Here is an 18,714-nt window from a genome sequence, read left to right as displayed (position 1 = left end):
ATGGCGGCACTGACGATCGCGGACCTGCGCGCCGCCGCCGCGCGCCACGCGCCGGACCCGGCCTGCCCGTGCGGGGCGCTGCGGTGCCGGGGCTGGGAGAGCCTGCCGGCGACCTTCGACGGCGCGCTGCTCGAATGCGTCGGCAGCCTGCGCGAGGGCGATGCCTACGACGAGCCGACGCTGGAGGAATTCCACCCCGACGGCACCCGCTACGACGCGCCCGATGCCCCCATCTCGCTCGCCCACTTCCCCTACAACCGCTGCGAACTCTGGCGCTGCGTGAACTGTGCCCGACCGTTCCTGCGCTACACGGAATACGGCGGCTACTACGTCGACCCGCGCATCCGTGCCCTGGACCCCAGCCTCCTGATCGACCCGACATGAATCCCCGCCCCCTCGTCGTCGTGCTCGACGACCTCGAAGATGCCGCCCGCCGGCTGGCCGACTGGTCGGCCATCGAACGGCGCGCCGACCTGCGCATCCACACCGCCCAGCTGCGGGACGCCGATCTGCTCGATGCCGTGAAGGACGCCGACGCCCTGGTGCTGATGCGCGACCGGACGCCGGTCGATGCCGCGCTGGTCGCGGCCATGCCCAGGCTGAAGTACCTGGCCTTCACCGGCACGCGCAACGCGGCGCTCGATGTCGCCGCGCTGCGGGCGCGTGGCGTGCCGGTGTGCCACACGGCCTGGGGACCGTCCAAGGAGAGCACCTGCGAACTCGCATGGGCCCTGATCCTGGCGGCGGTCAAGCGCCTGCCACAGGCCGTGGCGGCGATGGGGGAGGGCCGGTGGCGCGATGGCGGCCCGCTCGGTCAGGTGCTGCATGGCGAACGGCTGGGCCTGGTCGGTCTGGGCGAGATCGGCGCGCGCATGGCCCGCGTGGCCCGGGCCTTCGGCATGGAGGTGGTGGCCTGGAGCCCGCGCATGACCGCCGAGCGGGCGGCCGAGCATGGCGCGCACGCGGTGTCGCTCGACGAGCTGGTGGCGACCTCGAAGGTCGTGAGCCTGCACCTGGTGATGACCGAGGCGACGCGCCACCTGTTCGATGCCGGGCGGCTGGCGCGGATGCGTCCGGATGCCGTGTTCGTGAACACCTCGCGCGCCGGCCTGGTCGACGAGGCCGCGCTGGTCGACGCCCTGCGCGCCGGCCGTCCGGGCGCGGCGGCGCTCGATGTGTACTCGAGCGAGCCGCTGCCCGTCGCGCATCCGCTGCGCGGACTCCCCAACGCATTGCTGTCGCCGCACCTGGGGTTCGTGTCGCAACCGGTGTTCGAGCGCTTCTACCGGGACGCGGCCGAGGGTGTGCAGGCCTGGCTGGATGGCGCGCCGTTGCCGCGCCTGATGCCGGGCGGCTGACACCCCGGGAACGGGCGGTCTCGACGCCGTACGCCACCCGGCGTATTGGCCGAAGTCGCCGCGCTGCGCAGACTCCTTCCATCCAGACACCACCGAGAAGGAAGAAGTCATCATGCAGCAGCAGCAACGCCGTTTCACCCTCAAGGCGATCACCGCCGCCGTCGCCTTCGCCGGGCTCGGCGTCGCGCCGGCCTTCGCCGCCGACACCATCAAGGTCGGCATCCTGCACTCGCTCTCGGGCACCATGGCCATCTCCGAGACCGCGCTCAAGGACGTGGCCCTGATGACCATCGAGGAGATCAACGCCAAGGGCGGCGTGATGGGCAAGAAGCTCGAACCCGTGATCGTCGACCCGGCCTCCAACTGGCCGCTGTTCGCCGAGAAGACCAAGCAGCTGCTCGGCCAGGACAAGGTCGCCGTCATCTTCGGCTGCTGGACCTCGGTGTCGCGCAAGTCGGTGCTGCCGGTGGTCGAGGAGCAGAACGGCCTCCTGTTCTACCCCGTCCAGTACGAGGGCGAGGAGCTGTCGAAGAACGTGTTCTACACCGGTGCCGCGCCCAACCAGCAGGCCATCCCGGCGGTCGAGTACCTGATGAGCAAGGCCGGCGGCGGCGCCAAGCGCTTCGTGCTGCTGGGCACCGACTATGTCTACCCGCGCACCACCAACAAGATCCTGCGCGCCTTCCTCAAGAGCAAGGGCGTGAAGGACTCGGACATCGACGAGAAGTACACGCCGTTCGGCCACAGCGACTACCAGACCATCGTCGCCGACATCAAGAAGTTCTCCCAGGGCGGCAAGACGGCCGTGATCTCCACCATCAACGGCGACTCCAACGTGCCGTTCTACAAGGAGCTGGGCAATGCCGGCCTGAAGGCCAAGGACGTGCCGGTCGTCGCCTTCTCGGTCGGCGAGGAGGAGCTGCGCGGCGTCGACACCAAGCCGCTGGTGGGCCACCTGGCCGCCTGGAACTACTTCATGTCGGTCAAGAACCCGACCAACACGGCCTTCATCAAGCAGTGGAGCGACTACGCCAAGGCCAAGAAGCTGCCCGGCCAGGCCGACAAGCCGCTGACCAACGACCCGATGGAAGCCACCTACATCGGCATGCACATGTGGAAGCAGGCCGTGGAGAAGGCCAAGTCGACCGACACCGACAAGGTCATCGCCGCCATGGCCGGCCAGACCTTCAAGGCACCGGACGGCTTCACGGTCGAGATGGACCCGAAGAACCACCACCTGCACAAGCCGGTGTTCATCGGCGAGATCAAGGCCGACGGCCAGTTCGGCGTGGTGTGGAAGACCCCGGCGCCGATCAAGGCCCAGCCGTGGAGTCCGTTCATCGAAGGCAACGACAAGAAGCCCGACCAGCCCGCTGGAAAGACCATGTAACCCCCCAGGCTTCGCGCACTGCGTGTCGCTTCGCCCACCCCCCTGCCGGGGGCAACACCTGCGGCCTGGCAGAGCCAGTTCCGCGGTGTTTCCGGCATTCCCCCAGGCTCGCCCACTTCGTGGGGCGAGGCCTGCCCCCTGAGGGGGCGATGAACAGCAGACCGGCTGCGCCGGTTCCTGCCGGGTTTTCACATCCATCCATGCCGTGTCGCATCCATCCATGACCATGCGCTTTCTTCATTCCTGCGCGGTGGCGCTCGCGCTGCTGGTGGCCTGGCCGGCCCAGGCGCTGACGGCCGACGAGGCGCGGGCCATGGCGAGCGGCGAGACCGACGATCGCGTGGCGGCCATCAACAAGGCCGTGCCGACGGCCGATGCCAGGACCGCCGAGTTCTTCCAGGCCATGGCCGACGACGCCGTGAAGACGACGCCCGGGCGCGTCTTCGTGATGAAGGACGACCAGGGCTTCGACCCGGTCAGCGGCGCCGAGGCCCGGGTGCCCGAGGATGCCGAGGACATCGTCAACAACAACCTCCTGCGCAGCACGCTGGAGTCGGCGATGGCCGCGCTCCGGCTCACCAGCACCGACGAGAAGGTGCGCGGCGATGCCGTGCAGACGCTCCTGAACGAGCCCGACGAATCGCGCCTGCCGCTGATCGAGCGCGCGCTGGCGGCCGAGCGGGTGCCCGCCATCAAGGCCCGGCTGGAGCGCGTGCGCGCGGCCAGCATGCTCGACAGCGCCGATCGCGCGCGCCGCATCGAGGCCGCCGGCACGCTGGCGGGCAGCGGCAGCCCCGAGGTCAAGCTGCTGCTCAACGAGCGCCTGGCCAAGGAGGACGACGTCGAGGTCAAGGCCGCGCTGGTCGCCGCCGTCCGGCGCATCGACGACCGCCTGGTCTGGGGCGACCGCATCAACGCCGTCTTCAGCGGCATCAGCCTGGGCTCGGTGCTGCTGCTCGCCGCGCTGGGCCTGGCCATCACCTACGGCCTGATGGGCGTCATCAACATGGCGCACGGCGAGCTGATGATGATCGGCGCCTATGCCACCTACCTGATGCAGGGCGTGTTCCAGCGCTACCTGCCCGAGGCCTGGTTCGGCGGCTACCTGATCGCCGCCATCCCGGTCTCGTTCCTGGCCTCGGCGCTGGTCGGCGCGGTGCTCGAGCGCGGCGTGATCCGCTTCCTGTACGGCCGGCCGCTGGAGACGCTGCTGGCGACCTGGGGCATCAGCCTGATGCTGCAGCAGCTGGTGCGCTCGCTGTTCGGCGCCCAGAACGTCGGCGTGGAGAACCCCTCGTGGATGAGCGGCGGCTTCACCATGCTGGGCAACGTGTCGCTGCCGTGGAACCGCATCGGCATCATCGTCTTCGCGGTCGGCGTGCTGCTGGCGATGGGCTGGCTGATCGGCCGCACGCGGCTCGGGCTGTTCGTGCGCGGCGTGACGCAGAACCGTCCGATCGCCTCGTGCATGGGCGTGAACACCGCGCGCATCGACACCTATGCCTTCGCGCTGGGATCGGGCATCGCCGGACTGGCCGGCTGCGCGCTCAGCCAGATCGGCAACGTCGGCCCCGACCTGGGCCAGAGCTACATCGTCGACTCGTTCATGGTGGTGGTGATGGGTGGCGTCGGCCAGCTCGCCGGCACGGTGTACGCGGCGATGGGGCTGGGCATCCTCAACAAGTTCATCGAGGGCTGGGCCGGCGCGGTGCTGGCCAAGATCGCGGTGCTGGTGTTCATCATCGTGTTCATCCAGAAGCGGCCCCAGGGAATCTTCGCAATGAAAGGCCGTGAGGCATGACCGCCGTGACTTTGCCGACCAAGGGCCCGCTGCTGCGCGGCAAGGGCTGGACCGCGTTCTTCGTGGCGCTGATCGCGGTGTGCGCGGTGGCGCCGGCGCTCAACCTGTGGGTGAGCCCGGACAGCCCCTTCCACATGAGCGACTACGCCGTCGCGCTGACGGCCAAGATCATGTGCTACGCCATCTGCGCGCTGGCGATGGACCTGATCTGGGGCTACACCGGCATCCTGTCGCTCGGCCACGGGCTGTTCTTCGCGCTCGGCGGCTACATGATGGGCATGTACCTGATGCGCCAGATCGGGCGCGATGGCAACTACAAGAGCGACCTGCCCGACTTCATGGTGTTCCTCGACTGGAAGGAGCTGCCCTGGCACTGGACCTTCAGCGGCAGCTTCGCGATGACGCTGGTCCTGGTGGTGGCGGTGCCGGGCCTGATCGCGCTGGTGTTCGGCTTCTTCGCCTTCCGCTCGCGCATCAAGGGCGTGTATTTCTCGATCATCACGCAGGCCCTGACCTTCGCGGCGATGCTCCTGTTCTTCCGCAACGAGACCGGTTTCGGCGGCAACAACGGCTTCACCGACTTCAAGCGCATCCTCGACATCCCGATCGCCACCCAAGGCACGCGCATGACGCTGTTCGTGATCACCGGGCTGGTGCTGCTGGGGTGCTTCCTGTTCGCCCGCTGGCTGATCGCGAGCAAGTTCGGCCGCGTGCTGCAGGCCATCCGCGACGCCGAGACGCGGGTCATGTTCTCGGGCTACAACCCGCTGCCCTACAAGCTGACGATCTGGGTCATCTCGGCCGTGATGTGCGGCGTGGCCGGCGCGCTGTACGTGCCGCAGGTGGGCATCATCAATCCCGGCGAGATGAGCGCGGCCAACTCGATCGAGATCGCGATCTGGACGGCGGTGGGCGGCCGCGCCACGCTGATCGGGCCGATCGTCGGCGCCTTCATCGTCAACGGCGCCAAGAGCTGGCTGACGGTGGCGTATCCGGAATACTGGCTGTACTTCCTGGGCGCGCTGTTCATCGCCGTGACGCTGTTCCTGCCGCAGGGCATCGTCGGGCTGGTGCGCAAGTGGCTCGCGCCCGGGGATCGCGGCGCCGTGGCGTCGGACGATGCCCGGCACGAGGCGCAGCGCGCCCTGGCCGCCGGCGAGGGCATGGAGCCCGAGGCGCTGCCGCCCGTGGGCGTGACGGCCGCCGCCGTCGGTGGCATCGAGACGAAGGGAGCGCGCGCATGACGCCCGATCTGATGGAGCAGGGCGCGCAGCGCCTCGGGCGGCGGGGCGGCCCGGCGGGCGCGACGGGCAACACCGAATCCGGCGGACGCGAGGCCGGCTCGGGCCGCATCGCCACGCCGGGCGAGGTCGACGTCACGCACGGCCGCATCCTCTACCTGGAGGACGTGTGCGTCAGCTTCGACGGCTTCAAGGCCATCAACAACCTGTCGCTGGACATCGCCCCGGGCGAGCTGCGCTGCATCATCGGGCCCAACGGCGCGGGCAAGACCACGATGATGGACATCATCACCGGCAAGACGCGGCCCGACTCCGGCACCGTCTTCTTCGGCAGCACCATCGACCTGCTGCGCCACCGCGAGGCCGAGATCGCCCAGCTGGGCATCGGCCGCAAGTTCCAGAAGCCGACGGTGTTCGAGCAGCTGACGGTGTTCGAGAACCTGGAGCTGGCGCTCAAGACCGACAAGGGCGTGGCGCGCTCGATGCGCTTCCGGCTCGATTCGGCGCAGAGCGACCGGCTGGCCGAGATCATCGGCACGATCCACCTGGCCGACAGCGTCTCGCGCCTGGCCGGCACCCTCAGCCACGGCCAGAAGCAGTGGCTGGAGATCGGCATGCTGCTGATGCAGGACCCCAGGCTGCTGCTGCTCGACGAGCCGGTCGCGGGCATGACCGACGAGGAGACCGCCCGCACGGCCGAGCTCTTCCTCACGCTCAAGGGCAAGCACTCGCTGATGGTGGTGGAGCACGACATGAGCTTCATCCGCACCATCTCGGAGATCGTCACCGTGCTGTGCGACGGCTCCGTGCTGGCGCAGGGCACCCTCGACGAAGTGCAGGCCGACGAACGCGTGATCGAGGTCTACCTTGGACGATGAGGCCGTCGAGGTCGTCGGGCGGGGGGCGTCGGCGGGCGGTCGTGGGACATCCTCTTTTCTCGCACGTGGCCGGGACGATGGCCCCTCTTTTCCCTCTTCCTCCGGGAAAGGGAGCAAGGAAGAACACGACATGCTCACCGTAAAGAACATCCACCAGTACTACGGCGGCTCGCACATCCTGCGCGACGTCAGCTTCACGGCCACGCTCGGCAAGGTCAGCGTGCTGCTCGGGCGCAACGGCGTGGGCAAGACCACGCTGCTGAAGTCGATCATGGGCCTGGTGCCCATCAAGAGCGGCAGCATCGAGCTCGACGGCCAGCCGATCCACCGCCGGACGCCCTACGAGCGCGCGCGCGCCGGCATGGGCTTCGTGCCGCAGGGCCGCGAGATCTTCGCCCGCCTCACGGTGGAGGAGAACCTGCGCATGGGCCTGGCCTACAGGAGTGGCGGCACGCCGATCCCGGCCGAGCTCTACGACCTGTTCCCGGTCCTGAAGCAGATGCTGCACCGGCGCGGCGGCGATCTCTCCGGCGGCCAGCAGCAGCAGCTCGCCATCGCCCGCGCCCTGGCGCCGGGACCCAAGCTGCTGATCCTGGACGAACCCACCGAGGGCATCCAGCCGTCGATCATCAAGGACATCGGCCGCGTCATCCGCATGCTGGCCGATCGCGGCGACATGGCGATCGTGCTGTGCGAGCAGTACTACGACTTCGCCCAGGAACTGGCCGACGACTACCTGGTGATGGAGCGCGGCGAGGTCATCGCGCGCGGCCAGGGCAAGGACATGGAAGCCCACGGCGTGCGCCAGCTGGTCGCGATCTGAGGGCGTGCGCAGGCTTGGGCGAGGCGAGGGCGCCATGCCTAGAACGACGGCCTCGCGGCGCTTCCCGGCGGTCCCGCATGGTAAGGTCGCGCGCCAGGGTTAACCCCTAGATCGCCGTGCCGGGCCGTGGTTCGGCATCATCCGCATCCCGTCCGTGCCCGCGCCCGCCTGCCTGCCCATGACCACCCCGATCTTCTCCGACGACCTCGATGCCGCCCCGGCATCCGCGACCACTTCATCCTCCTCCTCCTCCTCGCCCGCCGCGCGCGACGCCGCCGCCGACCGCACGCTGCTGCGCGCCGTGCTGGCATTGGGCGTCGGCGGCTTCGCCCTGGGCACCGGCGAGTTCGTCATCATGGGCCTGCTGCCCGAGGTGGCGAAGGACATCGGCGTCAGCATCCCGCAGGCCGGCCACGTGATCAGCGCCTATGCCGTCGGCGTGGTGCTCGGCGCGCCCCTGCTGGCGGTGCTGGCGGCGGGCTGGCGCCGGCGCACGCTGCTCATCGCGCTGATGGCGGTGTTCGCCATCGGCAACTTCGCCTCGGCGCTGGCGCCGGGCTATCTCTCGCTCAACCTGATGCGTTTCCTGACCGGGCTGCCGCACGGCACGTACTTCGGCGTCGCGGCGCTGGTGGCGGCCTCGCTGGCGCCGGCGGGCAAGCGCGCCCGCGCCGTCGGGCTGGTGATGCTCGGCCTCACCGGCGCGACCCTGGTGGGCGTGCCGATCGCGGCCTGGCTGGGGCAGGAGTTCGGCTGGCGCGCGGCCTTCGTCTTCGTCGGCGCCATCGCGTTGCTGGCCATGGTCATGCTGCGCCGTGGCGTGCCCGACCTGGCGCCGGCACCGGGCGCCAGCCCGATGCGCGAGCTCGACGCGCTGCGCCGCAAGCAGGTCTGGCTGACCTTGGGCATCGCGGCGATCGGCTTCGGCGGCATGTTCGCGGTCTTCAGCTACATCAAGCCGACATTGACGGAGGTCGCGGGCATGCCGGTGGGCGGCGTGCCGTTCGTGCTGGCGCTGTTCGGCCTGGGCATGGTCACGGGCAACCTGGTGGGCGCCCGGCTGGCCGACAAGGCATTGATGCGGACCATCGGCACCCTGCTGGCGTGGTCGGTGGTGGTGCTGGTGGCCTTCGTCTTCATGGCGCACCACGTGGTGACGGCGGCGCTCGGCACCTTCCTGATCGGCACCGTCGTCGCCATCGGCCCGGCGCTGCAGATCCGCCTGATGGACGTGGCGGGCGAGGCGCAGACCCTGGCCGCCGCGCTCAACCATTCGGCCTTCAACATGGCCAATGCCCTGGGCGCCTGGCTCGGCGGCGTGGCGATCACGGCCGGCCTGGGCTGGACCTCTACCGGCTGGGTCGGCGCCTTGCTGGGCATCGCCGGCCTGGGCATGTTCGCGTGGTCGCTGGCGGTCGAGCGGCGCACGCTGCGGACCGTCGCCGCCCACGCCTGACGCCCGAGGCCCGGCGCCCGATCCGGCGCGTCAGCCGCGCGCGCCGTCCTCGCTGCCCAGCGGCGGCGCGATGTCCTCCAGCGAGCGCCGCTCCGCGTCCACCCCCCAGCGCAGCGCGATCAGGCCGGCGGCCACGACCAGCACGGCGCCGATGGCATAGCCCACCGCCACCGCGCCCCGGCTGCCGGTCTCGATCAGCAGGCCGAACAGGAAGGGCGCCGCGAAGCCGCCGGCGCCCGTGCCGACGGCGTAGAACAGCGAGATCGCCAGGGCGCGCATCTCCAGCGGGAACACCTCGCTGACCGTCAGGTAGGCCGAGCTCGCCGCCGCCGAGGCCAGGAAGAACACCGCCGACCAGCACAGCGCCTGCGTCAGCGCGTTCAGCCAGCCGGCCATGAAGGCCGCGCCCGTGAGCGCCAGGCCGACCCCCGACAGGGTGTACGTCAGCGCGATCATCCGGCGCCGCCCGACGCGGTCGAACAGCGGCCCGAGCAGCAGCGGCCCGAGCACGTTGCCCAGCGCGAACGGGAAGATGTAGAGCGCCACGCGACCGGCCGGCACGCCGTGGAAGCGCGTCAGCACCAGGGCGTAGGTGAAGAAGATCGCGTTGTAGAAGAAGGCCTGCGACACCATCAGCGCCAGCGCGACGATGCTGCGCTGGCGATAGCGGTGGAACAGCACCTGCGCCACCCGCCGCAGCGAGGGCGCCGTGCCGCCGGCGACGAAGGCATGGTGCTGCTCGACGGGCACCGGCGGCAGCGGCCCGTGCTCGGCGGCGACCCGGGCCTCGATGGCCTCGATCACGGCCAGGGCCTCGGCCTCGCGGCCGTGCGCCATCAGCCAGCGCGGACTCTCCGGCACGTCGCGCCGGATCAGCAGAATCGCCAGCGCCAGCAGCGCGCCCAGCCCGAAGCCGACGCGCCAGCCCCACACCGGCCCGAGCACGCGCGGGTCGAGCAGCACCAGGCTGAGGCCGGCGCCCAGCGCCGCGCCGAGCCAGAAGCTGCCATTGATCGCCAGGTTGACGCGGCCCCGGACCCGGGCCGGGATCAGCTCGTCGATGGCCGAGTTGATGGCCGCGTACTCGCCGCCGATGCCCACGCCGGTGATGAAGCGGCAGACCGCGAAGAACAGGAAGTCGGGCGAGAACGCGGTGGCGAAGCTGGCCGCCGTGTAGACCGCGAGCGTGATGAGGAACAGCTTCTTGCGCCCGAGCCGGTCGGCCATGCGCCCGAACACCAGCGCGCCGAGCACCGCGCCGCCGATGTAGAGCGAACCGGCGGCGCCGATCTGCGCCGCCGACAGGCCCAGGGTGTCCGGGCGCTCCAGCACGCCGCCGACCGAGCCGACCAGCGTCACCTCCAGGCCGTCGAGCACCCACGCGATGCCCAGCGCGATCACCACGCGCCAGTGCCAGCGCGACCAGGGCAGGCGGTCGAGGCGGGCCGGGATGTCGGTGGTGCGGTGGCGCGGGCCGGTGGCCGAGGAGGAAGGAGTGGCAGGGGTGGGCGGGGCGGAAGGGGGCGAGGCGATGCTGCGATTCGTCATCGGCCACACTTTATGCGGTGCGCCGATCGGCCGCCCACAGCAGGCGCGCGCCGAGCGCCGCCGTCGCCGCCAGCGGCAGGGCGAAGGCCGTCGCGGTGCCCAGGGCGCCGCCGAGGACGGCGAAGCCCGGGGGCGCCAGCGCCAGGCCGGCATAGCCGAACAGCAGGGCCGCGCCGGTGACCGCGCCGGCGCGCGCCGGCCCGGCCAGGCGCGCGAGCTCGGCCACCATGACGCCATTCCAGCCGCTCGCGCTCAGTCCCAGCAAGGCGATCAGCAGCGCCAGCGCGGCGGCCGGCGGCGTCGCCGGCCACAGGAACAGCAGCAGCCCCGAGCCGCCCGTGAGCAGCCCGAGCCCGCCCAGCAGGCGCCGCGTCGAGACGCCCGGGCGCTGCGCCACGCGGCCCCACAGCAGGCGGCCGGCCAGGCCCGCGCCCTGCATCAGCGCCACCCAGCCGGCGGCCGCCGGCACGTCGAGCCGCCAGTGGCGCACGGCATGGCTCATGACGAACAGGTTCAGGCAGACCTGGTTGGCCATGAAGACCACCATCGTCAGGGTCAGCAGGCGCAGCGCCGGCGAGGCCGCCAGCTCGCGCAGGCCGCTGGCGTGGTCGCCGGAGCGCGTGGCGGCCGATGACGACGACGCCGGTGTCGTCGTCGTGGCCGAGGACGCGGCATCGTCCATGGCATCGGCAGCGGCATCAACATCGGCAGCGGCAGTCGGACCGGGCGCGGCGACCGGGCGGGTGCCGGGGCCGGCGCCGCGCGCCAGCCGCAGGCAGGCCAGGGCGACCGCCGCCGCCAGCAGCGCGACCAGCGCGAACGGCGCCGCCGCATGCAGCGGCAGCAGCGCCGGCAGGCCGAGCGAGCCGGCCATGGCGCCGATCTGGTTGCCGGTCTGGCGGATCGAGAACACCCAGGGCCGGCGGGCCGGTGGCGTGACGCGCATCAGCACCGAGGCGCTGGCCGGGGTCTCGGGTCCGAAGGCCAGGCCCAGCAGCAGCGCGGCCGGCCACAGCATCGCGCCCACGCCGCCGGTGGCCATCGCCTCCGCCGCCAGGCCGGCCATGGCCAGCAGCACGCAGCCGGTGCACAGCGCGGCCAGCCGCAGGTCGCCCAGCCAGCGGATCAGCCGGCCCGAGGCCAGCGAGGCCAGCGCGCCGACGCCGAACAGCAGCCCGCCCAGTCCGCCGAGGCGGCCGAGGTCGACGCCCAGCTGCGGCGCCAGCACCGACAGTGCGAAGCTGCCCATGGCGACCACCGCCTGCACTGCCGTCAGCGTCGGCAGGGCGCGCGCGACCGCGCGATCCGACGGCCCATGCAGGTCGTCCAGGGCGTCCGGGGCGTCGCGGTCGTCGCGGTCGTCGCGGCCGGCGCGGCCGGCGCGGCCGTCGCGGTCGTCGGCGCCGGCGCGCGCGCCCGGCCCGGGCTTCAAGCCGGGGGCGCCGCCCGGCCGTCCAGCAGGCGGGCGATGGCCTCCGGCAGGCCCTGGTGCGGCTTGGCCGGCGGGGGCGCGAAGCTGCCGGCCGTGGCCCGGCCCGGCGCCAGCGCCACCAGGGTCGCCGCGTGCCGCACGGCGCTGGAGACGCCATCGACCACCGGCACCGGCAGGCGCCCGCGCAGCGTGCGGGCCAGGCCGGCGAGCGGCGCGCCGGCCAGCACGATGACCTCGGCGCCGTCCTCGCGCACCGCGCGCTCGCACAGCGCGAGCAGCGCCTGGGCATGCTCGTCCTGCACGTGGCCGATGCTCGCCAGCGGGCGGTCGAGCGCGCGGATGCTGGCCAGCCGGCCGATCAGTCCGTGGCTCTCGACCATCTCGCGATACCAGGCCTGGATGCGCTGCGAGATCGCGATGATGGAGAAGCGGTGGCCCAGCAGCGCGGCGGTGGCCAGCGCCGACTCGGTCATGCCCAGCACCGGCACGGGCAGGGCCTCGCGCAGGCCGGCCAGGCCGGGGTCGCCGAAGGCCGCGACGATCACCGCGTCGTGGCCGGCATGGTGCTCGGCGGCCAGCTGCGCCGTGGCATAGGCGCCGATCAGCGCCTCGAAGCGCGTCTCGATGTAGGCGACGCCGAAGGCGGCGGTCTTCATCGTGATCTCGGTGCCGGGCTCGGCGCTGCGCCGGGCCTCGGCCTCGATCAGCGCGCTGACGCTCTCGGAGATGTTGGGGTTGATGACCAGCAGGCGCATGGGATGGTTCCCGCTCAGCGCCGGCGCGGCATCAGCGTGGGCAGGCCGCAGGCCAGCAGCTCGCCACGGCCGGGCCGGGGATGGAATTCGCTGCCGTCCCACACCACCTCGCCCCGGCTCAACGTGAGGCCGGGCCAGGCCTTGAGCCTCATGCCCTCGTAGGGCGTGTAGTCGACCTCGTGGTGCAGCAGGGCGTTGGTCAGCGTGACGTCGCGCTCGTCCCAGATCACCAGGTCGGCATCGGCGCCGATGGCGATGGTGCCCTTGCGCGGATGCAGGCCGTAGGCCTTGGCCGGGCCGGTGGCGGTCAGCTCGACGAAGCGGTTCTCGGTCATGCGGCCGGCCAGCACGCCCTCGGACCACAAGAGCGGCATGCGCGTCTCCAGGCCCGGGATGCCATTGGGGATGTGGCGGAACGAGACCTCCTCGCCACCGGGCTTCTTGCCCTCGGGCGCGTCGTACTTGAAGGGCGCGTGGTCGGACGAGAAGACCGAGAACAGGCCGTCGTTCAGGCCGTCCCAGATCACCTGCTGGTTGGCCTTGTCGCGCGGCGGCGGGCTGCAGACGCACTGCGCGCCCTTGTAGCTGTCGTCGATCCCCAGGTCCTCGGCGGTCAGGAACAGGTATTGCGGGCAGGTCTCGGCGAAGACGTTGAGGCCATGCGCGCGCGCCCAGCGGATCTGCTCGACCGCCTCGCGCCCGGAGACGTGGACGATCAGGATCGGCACGTCCACCAGCTCGGCCAATGCGATCGCGCGATGCGTGGCCTCGCGCTCGACCAGCAGCGGGCGCGCGTGCGCGTGGAAGCGCGGCGCGGTGCGCCCGGCGGCCTCCAGGCGCTTGGTCAGCCACTCGATGCAGTCGGAGTTCTCGGCATGCAGCATGGCCATCGCGCCATGGCGGCGCGCGACGTCGAGCACGTCCAGGATCTGGCCGTCGTCGAGCTTCATGTCGTCGTAGGTCATGTAGATCTTGAACGAGGTGAAGCCCTCGGCGATGAGCGCGGGCAGCTCGTCGTTGAGCACCGCGGGCGTCGGGTCGCTCACGATCAGGTGGAAGGCGTAGTCGACATGCGCCTTGCCGGCCGCGCGCGCGCGATAGTCCTCGACCGCCGCGCGCAGCGACTGGCCCTTGTGCTGCGCGGCGAACGGGATCACGGTGGTGGTGCCGCCGCAGGCCGCCGAGCGCGTGCCGCTGTCGAAGTCGTCGGCATTGCGCGTCGGCGGCGGCATCGGCTGGTCCAGGTGGCAGTGGGCATCGACGCCGCCGGGCGTCACGGTGCGCCCGGCGGCGTCGATCTCGCGCGCGCCGGGGCCGAGCCCGCGGCCCAGCTGCGCGATGCGGCCGGCGACGATGCCGATGTCGCAGTCGAAGGTGTCGGAAGCGGTGACGACGCGCGCGTTGCGCACGACGAGGTCGAAGTCGGTCATGGGTGTCTCGTGGGGGTGGCGTGGGGGAACGGGGGACGGCGGATGCGTGGCGCGTCTCAGGCGGCGATCCAGCCGCCATCGACCAGCAGCTCGGCGCCGGTCAGGAAGGTGGCCTCGTCGCTGGCCAGGAACAGCACGGCCCGCGCGACGTCGTCGGGGTGGCCCAGGCGCGGCCAGGGCGTGCGGCGGTGTGCGCGCGCCAGCACGTCGGGATCGACGGCGCGGCCGCCGGCGCCGGTCTGGATCTTGCCGGGCGCGACCGCGTTGCAGACGATGCCCTGCGCGGCGTAGTCGGCCGCCACCTGGCGCGTCAGGTAGGCAATGCCGGCCTTGCTGGTGCCATAGGCGAGGTCGCCGGGCGCGGCGATGATGCCGTGCTGCGACGACAGGTTGACGATGCGCCCGCGCACCTCGCCGTCGGGCGCCATGGGCATCTGCGCGACCATCCGCCGCACCGCCGCACGGCAGCAGCGGAAGACGCCGCCGAGATTGACGTCGAGCACGCGTTGCCAGTCGGCCTCGTCGAGCTCGAGCAGCGGCCGGGCATGGCGGATGCAGGCGTTGTTGACCAGCACGTCGAGCCGGCCGTGGCGCTCGACGGTGTGGGCGACCAAGGCCTCGACCTGCGCGCCGTCGGCCACGTCGGTGCGCACGAATTCGGCCCGGCCGCCCTCGGCCGCGATCACCTCGGCGGTCGGCGCGCCGCCCTCGATGACGGCGACGCCGAGGTCGGCCACGACCACCATCGCGCCATGGCGCGCGAGCAGCCGGGCGATGGCGCGGCCGATGCCCGAGGCGGCGCCGGTGACGATGCAGACGCGGTCCCGCATGCGGCGGGCGGCGGGGTCGAGGGGCGGGGGGGTCAGGTCGGTCATGGTCGCTCAGGCAGCGGTCGCCGCCAGCCAGGCATGGAAATCGGCCGCGGCCCGGGGCAGGTCGAAACGCGGGACGAAGCCGGTGTCGGCGCACAGGCGCCGGATCGACAGCGATGCGCGGTCGCGCGGTCCATAGCAGTCGACGAGGACGGCGTCATCGGTCGCTGCGCCCGCGTCGCCGGAGGCCCCGTCGATGCGCCACTCGAAGCCCGGATACCAGTCGGCCACGCGATCGCACCATTGGCCGAGCGACCATTCGAAGCCCGCCGACAGGTGGTGCACCGGCGTCGGCAGGGCGGGAGCGTCCAGCAGCGCGGCCAGCGCCGTGGCGGCATCGCGCACATAGAGCCAGTCGCGCCGGCTGTCGCGCGGCAGCCGCACCGCCCGGCCCTGGCGCGCGTGATGCAGCACCTGCCAGGGCGCGCTCAGGGTGTCGCGCGCGCCGGTGGCGGCTTCCCACGGGCCGAAGCAGGTGCCGAGCCGGCCGATGCGCAGGTCGATGCCGTGCAGCATCGCCAGCCGCGCGGCGGCGGCCTCGGCGGCCTGCTTGGAGATGCCGTAGAGGCCCTCGGGCCGCAGGGGCGTGTCGAGCTCGTCGAGCGGCGTCGTCGTGGCGTAGCCGCTGGCGCCATAGACCGCGCCGGAGCTGCCCAGCACCACGCGGGCGACGCCGGCCGACGCGGCGGCATCCAGCGCCGCCAGCACGCCACCGACATTGACCTCGAAGATCGCCTGCGGCGTCGCCCGTTCGCGCGCGGCATCGGCGGTGAGGGCGGCCAGCAGCACGGCGCGGTCGACCGCGTGGTCGCGCAGCGCCCGGCCGATCGCCGCCGCGTCGCGGACGTCGCCCCGGACGGCCTCGAAGCGACCCGGCAGGGCCGCGAAGGCGCGCAGCGCGATGGCCGGCGGCGGCGCCAGGTCGTAGCCGACCACGTGGTCGCCGCGCGCCAGCAGGTGCTCCGCCAGCGCCAGGCCGACGAAGCCGCTGGCGCCGGTGATCAGGACGGTGGCGGCGGTGGCGGCGCGCGTCGTCATCGCGCTCAGGCGGCGACGGCCGCCTCGGGCCGCAGCAGCTGCAGGATGTGGCGCTTGTAGTCGTTGAAGCGCGGGCTGGTGGCGTCGCGCGGGCGCTCCAGGTCGATCGGCAGCAGCTCGCGGATGCGGCCCGGGCGCGCCGACATCACGGCCACGTGCGTGCCCAGCGCCAGCGACTCGTCGATGCCGTGGGTCACGAAGACGATGGTCGCCTGGCTCTCGCGCCAGATGCGCACCAGCTCGGCGTGCATCTCCATCTTGGTCTGCTCGTCGAGCGCGCCGAAGGGCTCGTCCATCAGGATCACCTCGGGGTTCATCAGCAACGCGCGTGCGATGCCCACGCGCTGGTTCATGCCGCCGGAGAGCTCGCTGGGGAAGTGGTTCTCGAAGCCGGTCAGGCGCACCATGTCGATGAAGCGCTGGGCGTGCTCGCGGCGCTCGCGCCGGTCCATGCCGCGCATGGTCAGGTGGAAGGCCACGTTCTCCCACACCGTCAGCCACGGCATCAGGGTCGGCTGCTGGAACACGAAGCCGCGATCCGAGCCCGGCTCGCTGACGACCTGCCCGCCCACCGACACGGTGCCGCTGGTGGGATGGTCGAAGCCCGCGATCATGTTGAGCAGGGTCGACTTGCCGCAGCCGCTGGGACCCAGCAGGCACAGGAACTCGTTGCGCCCGACATTCAGGCTGATGTCGTCGAGCGCCTTCACGGGCGTGCCGCGCTTGGGGTCCTCGAACAGGCGCGAGACGTGATCGATGGTGATGAGCGTCATGGCGTCAGCCTTCCTTCGCTTGCAAAGTGGAGCCGCGCTGCCAGCGCAGCACGTGGGCGGCGACGCGCTTGATGGCGAAGTCGCTGAGGAAGCCGAGCAGGCCGATGCTGGCCATGGCCGCGATCACCAGGTCGTAGCGCAGGAAGTAGTAGGAGTCCCACAGCACGTAGCCGACGCCGCTCTTGACGGCCACCATCTCCGCCGTGACGGTCAGCATCCAGGCCGAGCCGATGGCGATGCGCAGGCCCGAGAAGATGCTCGGCAGCGCGGCCGGGAAGACGATGTGGCGCAGCAGCTTGTGCGGCGTGCCGCCGGTCATGGCGCCGGCGCGCAGCAGGTTGCGGTCGACCGTCTTCACGCCATGGATGGTGCTCAGCAGGACCGGGAAGAACGAGCCCAGGAAGACCAGGAAGATGGCCGGCTTGTCGGCGATGCCGAACCAGATGATGGCCAGCGGGATCCACGACACCGGCGGCACCGGCCGCAGCACCTGCAGCACCGGCTCGATCAGCTTCTCGACGGTGCGCGACCAGCCGATCGCCATGCCGATGCCCACGCCCAGCACGGTGGCCAGCGCGAAGCCGGAGAACACGCGGCTGGCGCTGGCGGCGGTGTCCATCAGCCAGTGGCCGCTGTAGCTCTGGGTGTTGCCATCGGTCGCGAAGACCCAGTCGGCCCAGGCCGTGAGCACCTGCGAGGGCGCCGGCAGCAGCGCGCGCGGCAGGATGCCGGAGCGGGAGAACAGCTCCCAGCCGACCAGGAGCAGCACCGGCACGATGGCGCGCTCGATGCGGAGGTAGAAGCGGGCGAGCGGCGAGCGGCGGGCCATGGCGATGTCCGGGGGGTGGGAGGGGCGGGTTCGGGGGGCGTCGCGCGGGCTCAGTAGCCCAGCGCCGACTTCGGCTTGCCCGTGGCCGCTTCGAGGAAGCGGTAGTCCATGTTCTTCTCGACCGCGCCGGAGACATCGGAGCCGATGTACTTGAGGTCGCGCATCATGGCGCCGATGGCCACGGCCGGGGCGCGGTACATGCGGTAGTCGGGATAGAGGTTCTCGACCGCGCCGGCGGCGATGGCCTTGTCCAGGCCGGTGACCTTCTGGATGGTGTCGACGAACAGGCCCTTGTCGGCGGTCATCAGGTCGTTGACCTTGACGATCGCGCGCACCGTCTCCTCGACGCCCTTGGACTTGCCCGCGATGACATCGGAGCGCGTGACGATGAGGTTGGTCAGCTTGCCGGCGGCCTGGTCGTAGGGATAGGCGAAGAACTTGGCGGCGTTGAGCTGGCGGATCTGGGTCGCGAAGGGGTCGACCGAGCAGATCAGCTCGATCTCGCCGCGACGCAGGGCCTGCACGTGGTCCGACGGATTGGGGATGTTGATGAACTGCACGTCCTTGTTGACGTCGATGCCCTGCTTGGCGAAGGCGCCGCGCATGTGGATGTCCTGGGCGTTGCCACGCGAGGCGGCGACGCGGAACGGCTTGCCGGCGGCCTTGTAGTCGGCGATGACCTTCTTCAGGCTGGCCCAGTCGTTCTCCTTGATGGGCAGGTCGTTGCCCACCAGGATCTGCGAGCCGCCGTTGACCTGGCCGGAGATGGCGACGACGTCGAAGCCCTTGTCGAGCGCGGTGGCGTAGTGCAGATAGGTGACCTGGGCGACATCGATGCTCTTGGAGAGCAGGGCGGTGAGCACGTCGTTACCGGTGTTGAAGCCGATGGCCTCGAGCTTGACGTTGGCGGCGTTCTGCGGCGTGAGCGACAGCGGCGTGCAGTGCGCGCACTTGGCATAGCCGAGCTTGATCTCGGGCACGGCCTGGGCCTGGGCCGGGCCGGCCAGCGGCAGCACGGCGGCGGCGGCCAGCACGAATTGGGCGATGAGTCTGAACATGGATTCCCCGGAAGGTTGGATGGACGACGGGG

Annotated in this window: 17 protein-coding genes; 8 read left to right on the top strand and 9 right to left on the bottom strand. The window is 71.5% G+C overall.

Translation table 11 applies throughout. The annotated features are described in order from the left end of the window. From AC1MLT_RS09500 to AC1MLT_RS09465, 8 genes are all read left to right on the top strand, one after another. A complete protein-coding gene (locus AC1MLT_RS09500) occupies positions 1 to 384 on the top strand; it encodes a hypothetical protein (protein ID WP_481032049.1) in 384 nt (127 codons plus the stop codon). Next, complete coding sequence (locus tag AC1MLT_RS09495; RefSeq protein WP_481032048.1) at positions 381 to 1,358, top strand: D-2-hydroxyacid dehydrogenase family protein; 978 nt, start codon at positions 381 to 383, stop codon at positions 1,356 to 1,358. Before AC1MLT_RS09500 ends, AC1MLT_RS09495 begins: the two co-directional genes overlap by 4 nt. Before the next feature lie 112 nt (positions 1,359 to 1,470). Continuing rightward, on the top strand, positions 1,471 to 2,748 hold the full coding sequence (urtA, locus tag AC1MLT_RS09490) for an urea ABC transporter substrate-binding protein (RefSeq protein WP_481032047.1): 1,278 nt from the start codon (positions 1,471 to 1,473) through the stop codon (positions 2,746 to 2,748). A gap of 220 nt (positions 2,749 to 2,968) precedes the next feature. Continuing rightward, the gene (urtB, locus tag AC1MLT_RS09485) at positions 2,969 to 4,549 is read left to right on the top strand and encodes an urea ABC transporter permease subunit UrtB (protein WP_481034954.1); all 1,581 of its coding nucleotides are present in this window, start codon (positions 2,969 to 2,971) and stop codon (positions 4,547 to 4,549) included. After that, entirely contained in the window at positions 4,546 to 5,793 is a 1,248-nt protein-coding gene (urtC, locus tag AC1MLT_RS09480) for an urea ABC transporter permease subunit UrtC (RefSeq protein ID WP_481032046.1), read from the top strand. Before urtB ends, urtC begins: the two co-directional genes overlap by 4 nt. Next, positions 5,790 to 6,668, top strand: coding sequence for an urea ABC transporter ATP-binding protein UrtD (gene urtD / locus AC1MLT_RS09475; RefSeq protein ID WP_481032045.1), 879 nt, complete (start codon positions 5,790 to 5,792; stop codon positions 6,666 to 6,668). The genes urtC and urtD overlap by 4 nt, the downstream gene beginning before the upstream one ends. Positions 6,669 to 6,798: 130 nt before the next feature. Then, positions 6,799 to 7,491 (top strand): urea ABC transporter ATP-binding subunit UrtE, encoded by a 693-nt coding sequence (gene urtE, locus AC1MLT_RS09470; protein WP_481032044.1) that lies wholly within the window; start codon positions 6,799 to 6,801, stop codon positions 7,489 to 7,491. Between the two features lie 178 nt (positions 7,492 to 7,669). Further along, positions 7,670 to 8,947 (top strand): MFS transporter, encoded by a 1,278-nt coding sequence (locus AC1MLT_RS09465; RefSeq protein WP_481032043.1) that lies wholly within the window; start codon positions 7,670 to 7,672, stop codon positions 8,945 to 8,947. Positions 8,948 to 8,977: 30 nt separating this feature from the next. Here the strand turns inward: AC1MLT_RS09465 and AC1MLT_RS09460 are convergent, their stop codons facing one another. The 9 genes from AC1MLT_RS09460 to AC1MLT_RS09420 are packed head-to-tail and all read right to left on the bottom strand — an operon-like array spanning position 8,978 to position 18,682. Beyond that, the gene (locus tag AC1MLT_RS09460) at positions 8,978 to 10,495 is read right to left on the bottom strand and encodes an MFS transporter (RefSeq protein ID WP_481032042.1); all 1,518 of its coding nucleotides are present in this window, start codon (positions 10,493 to 10,495) and stop codon (positions 8,978 to 8,980) included. 10 nt (positions 10,496 to 10,505) lie between these two features. Next, complete coding sequence (locus AC1MLT_RS09455) at positions 10,506 to 11,927, bottom strand: MFS transporter (RefSeq protein ID WP_481032041.1); 1,422 nt, start codon at positions 11,925 to 11,927, stop codon at positions 10,506 to 10,508. Next, positions 11,924 to 12,682, bottom strand: coding sequence for an aspartate/glutamate racemase family protein (locus AC1MLT_RS09450; protein WP_481032040.1), 759 nt, complete (start codon positions 12,680 to 12,682; stop codon positions 11,924 to 11,926). Before AC1MLT_RS09450 ends, AC1MLT_RS09455 begins: the two co-directional genes overlap by 4 nt. Positions 12,683 to 12,696: 14 nt before the next feature. Beyond that, positions 12,697 to 14,112, bottom strand: coding sequence for a dihydropyrimidinase (gene hydA / locus AC1MLT_RS09445; protein ID WP_481032039.1), 1,416 nt, complete (start codon positions 14,110 to 14,112; stop codon positions 12,697 to 12,699). 56 nt (positions 14,113 to 14,168) lie between these two features. Then, positions 14,169 to 14,987, bottom strand: a complete 819-nt coding sequence (locus tag AC1MLT_RS09440) for an SDR family NAD(P)-dependent oxidoreductase (protein WP_481032038.1) — start codon at positions 14,985 to 14,987, stop codon at positions 14,169 to 14,171. Between the two features lie 6 nt (positions 14,988 to 14,993). Continuing rightward, positions 14,994 to 16,022, bottom strand: coding sequence for an NAD-dependent epimerase/dehydratase family protein (locus AC1MLT_RS09435; RefSeq protein ID WP_481032037.1), 1,029 nt, complete (start codon positions 16,020 to 16,022; stop codon positions 14,994 to 14,996). Positions 16,023 to 16,027: 5 nt separating this feature from the next. Continuing rightward, the gene (locus AC1MLT_RS09430) at positions 16,028 to 16,795 is read right to left on the bottom strand and encodes an ABC transporter ATP-binding protein (RefSeq protein WP_481032036.1); all 768 of its coding nucleotides are present in this window, start codon (positions 16,793 to 16,795) and stop codon (positions 16,028 to 16,030) included. Between the two features lie 4 nt (positions 16,796 to 16,799). Next, positions 16,800 to 17,624, bottom strand: a complete 825-nt coding sequence (locus tag AC1MLT_RS09425; protein ID WP_481032035.1) for an ABC transporter permease — start codon at positions 17,622 to 17,624, stop codon at positions 16,800 to 16,802. A gap of 50 nt (positions 17,625 to 17,674) precedes the next feature. Next, entirely contained in the window at positions 17,675 to 18,682 is a 1,008-nt protein-coding gene (locus tag AC1MLT_RS09420) for an ABC transporter substrate-binding protein (protein ID WP_481032034.1), read from the bottom strand. Between the last annotated feature and the right edge of the window lie 32 nt (positions 18,683 to 18,714).

This window comes from Variovorax sp. PEI5 (assembly GCF_056679935.1).
This window is presented reverse-complemented; position numbering and strand designations above follow the sequence as displayed.

Bases quoted from the DNA above. Each gene is read 5' to 3' on its own strand.
- AC1MLT_RS09425 (WP_481032035.1), bottom strand. From the start codon at position 17,624: ATGGCCCGCCGCTCGCCGCTCGCCCGCTTCTACCTCCGCATCGAGCGC.
- AC1MLT_RS09435 (WP_481032037.1), bottom strand. From the start codon at position 16,022: ATGACGACGCGCGCCGCCACCGCCGCCACCGTCCTGATCACCGGCGCC.
- hydA (WP_481032039.1), bottom strand. From the start codon at position 14,112: ATGACCGACTTCGACCTCGTCGTGCGCAACGCGCGCGTCGTCACCGCT.
- urtD (WP_481032045.1), top strand. From the start codon at position 5,790: ATGACGCCCGATCTGATGGAGCAGGGCGCGCAGCGCCTCGGGCGGCGG.
- AC1MLT_RS09495 (WP_481032048.1), top strand. From the start codon at position 381: ATGAATCCCCGCCCCCTCGTCGTCGTGCTCGACGACCTCGAAGATGCC.
- AC1MLT_RS09460 (WP_481032042.1), bottom strand. From the start codon at position 10,495: ATGACGAATCGCAGCATCGCCTCGCCCCCTTCCGCCCCGCCCACCCCT.
- AC1MLT_RS09465 (WP_481032043.1), top strand. From the start codon at position 7,670: ATGACCACCCCGATCTTCTCCGACGACCTCGATGCCGCCCCGGCATCC.
- AC1MLT_RS09420 (WP_481032034.1), bottom strand. From the start codon at position 18,682: ATGTTCAGACTCATCGCCCAATTCGTGCTGGCCGCCGCCGCCGTGCTG.
- urtA (WP_481032047.1), top strand. From the start codon at position 1,471: ATGCAGCAGCAGCAACGCCGTTTCACCCTCAAGGCGATCACCGCCGCC.
- AC1MLT_RS09450 (WP_481032040.1), bottom strand. From the start codon at position 12,682: ATGCGCCTGCTGGTCATCAACCCCAACATCTCCGAGAGCGTCAGCGCG.
- urtE (WP_481032044.1), top strand. From the start codon at position 6,799: ATGCTCACCGTAAAGAACATCCACCAGTACTACGGCGGCTCGCACATC.
- urtC (WP_481032046.1), top strand. From the start codon at position 4,546: ATGACCGCCGTGACTTTGCCGACCAAGGGCCCGCTGCTGCGCGGCAAG.
- urtB (WP_481034954.1), top strand. From the start codon at position 2,969: ATGACCATGCGCTTTCTTCATTCCTGCGCGGTGGCGCTCGCGCTGCTG.
- AC1MLT_RS09500 (WP_481032049.1), top strand. From the start codon at position 1: ATGGCGGCACTGACGATCGCGGACCTGCGCGCCGCCGCCGCGCGCCAC.
- AC1MLT_RS09440 (WP_481032038.1), bottom strand. From the start codon at position 14,987: ATGACCGACCTGACCCCCCCGCCCCTCGACCCCGCCGCCCGCCGCATG.
- AC1MLT_RS09430 (WP_481032036.1), bottom strand. From the start codon at position 16,795: ATGACGCTCATCACCATCGATCACGTCTCGCGCCTGTTCGAGGACCCC.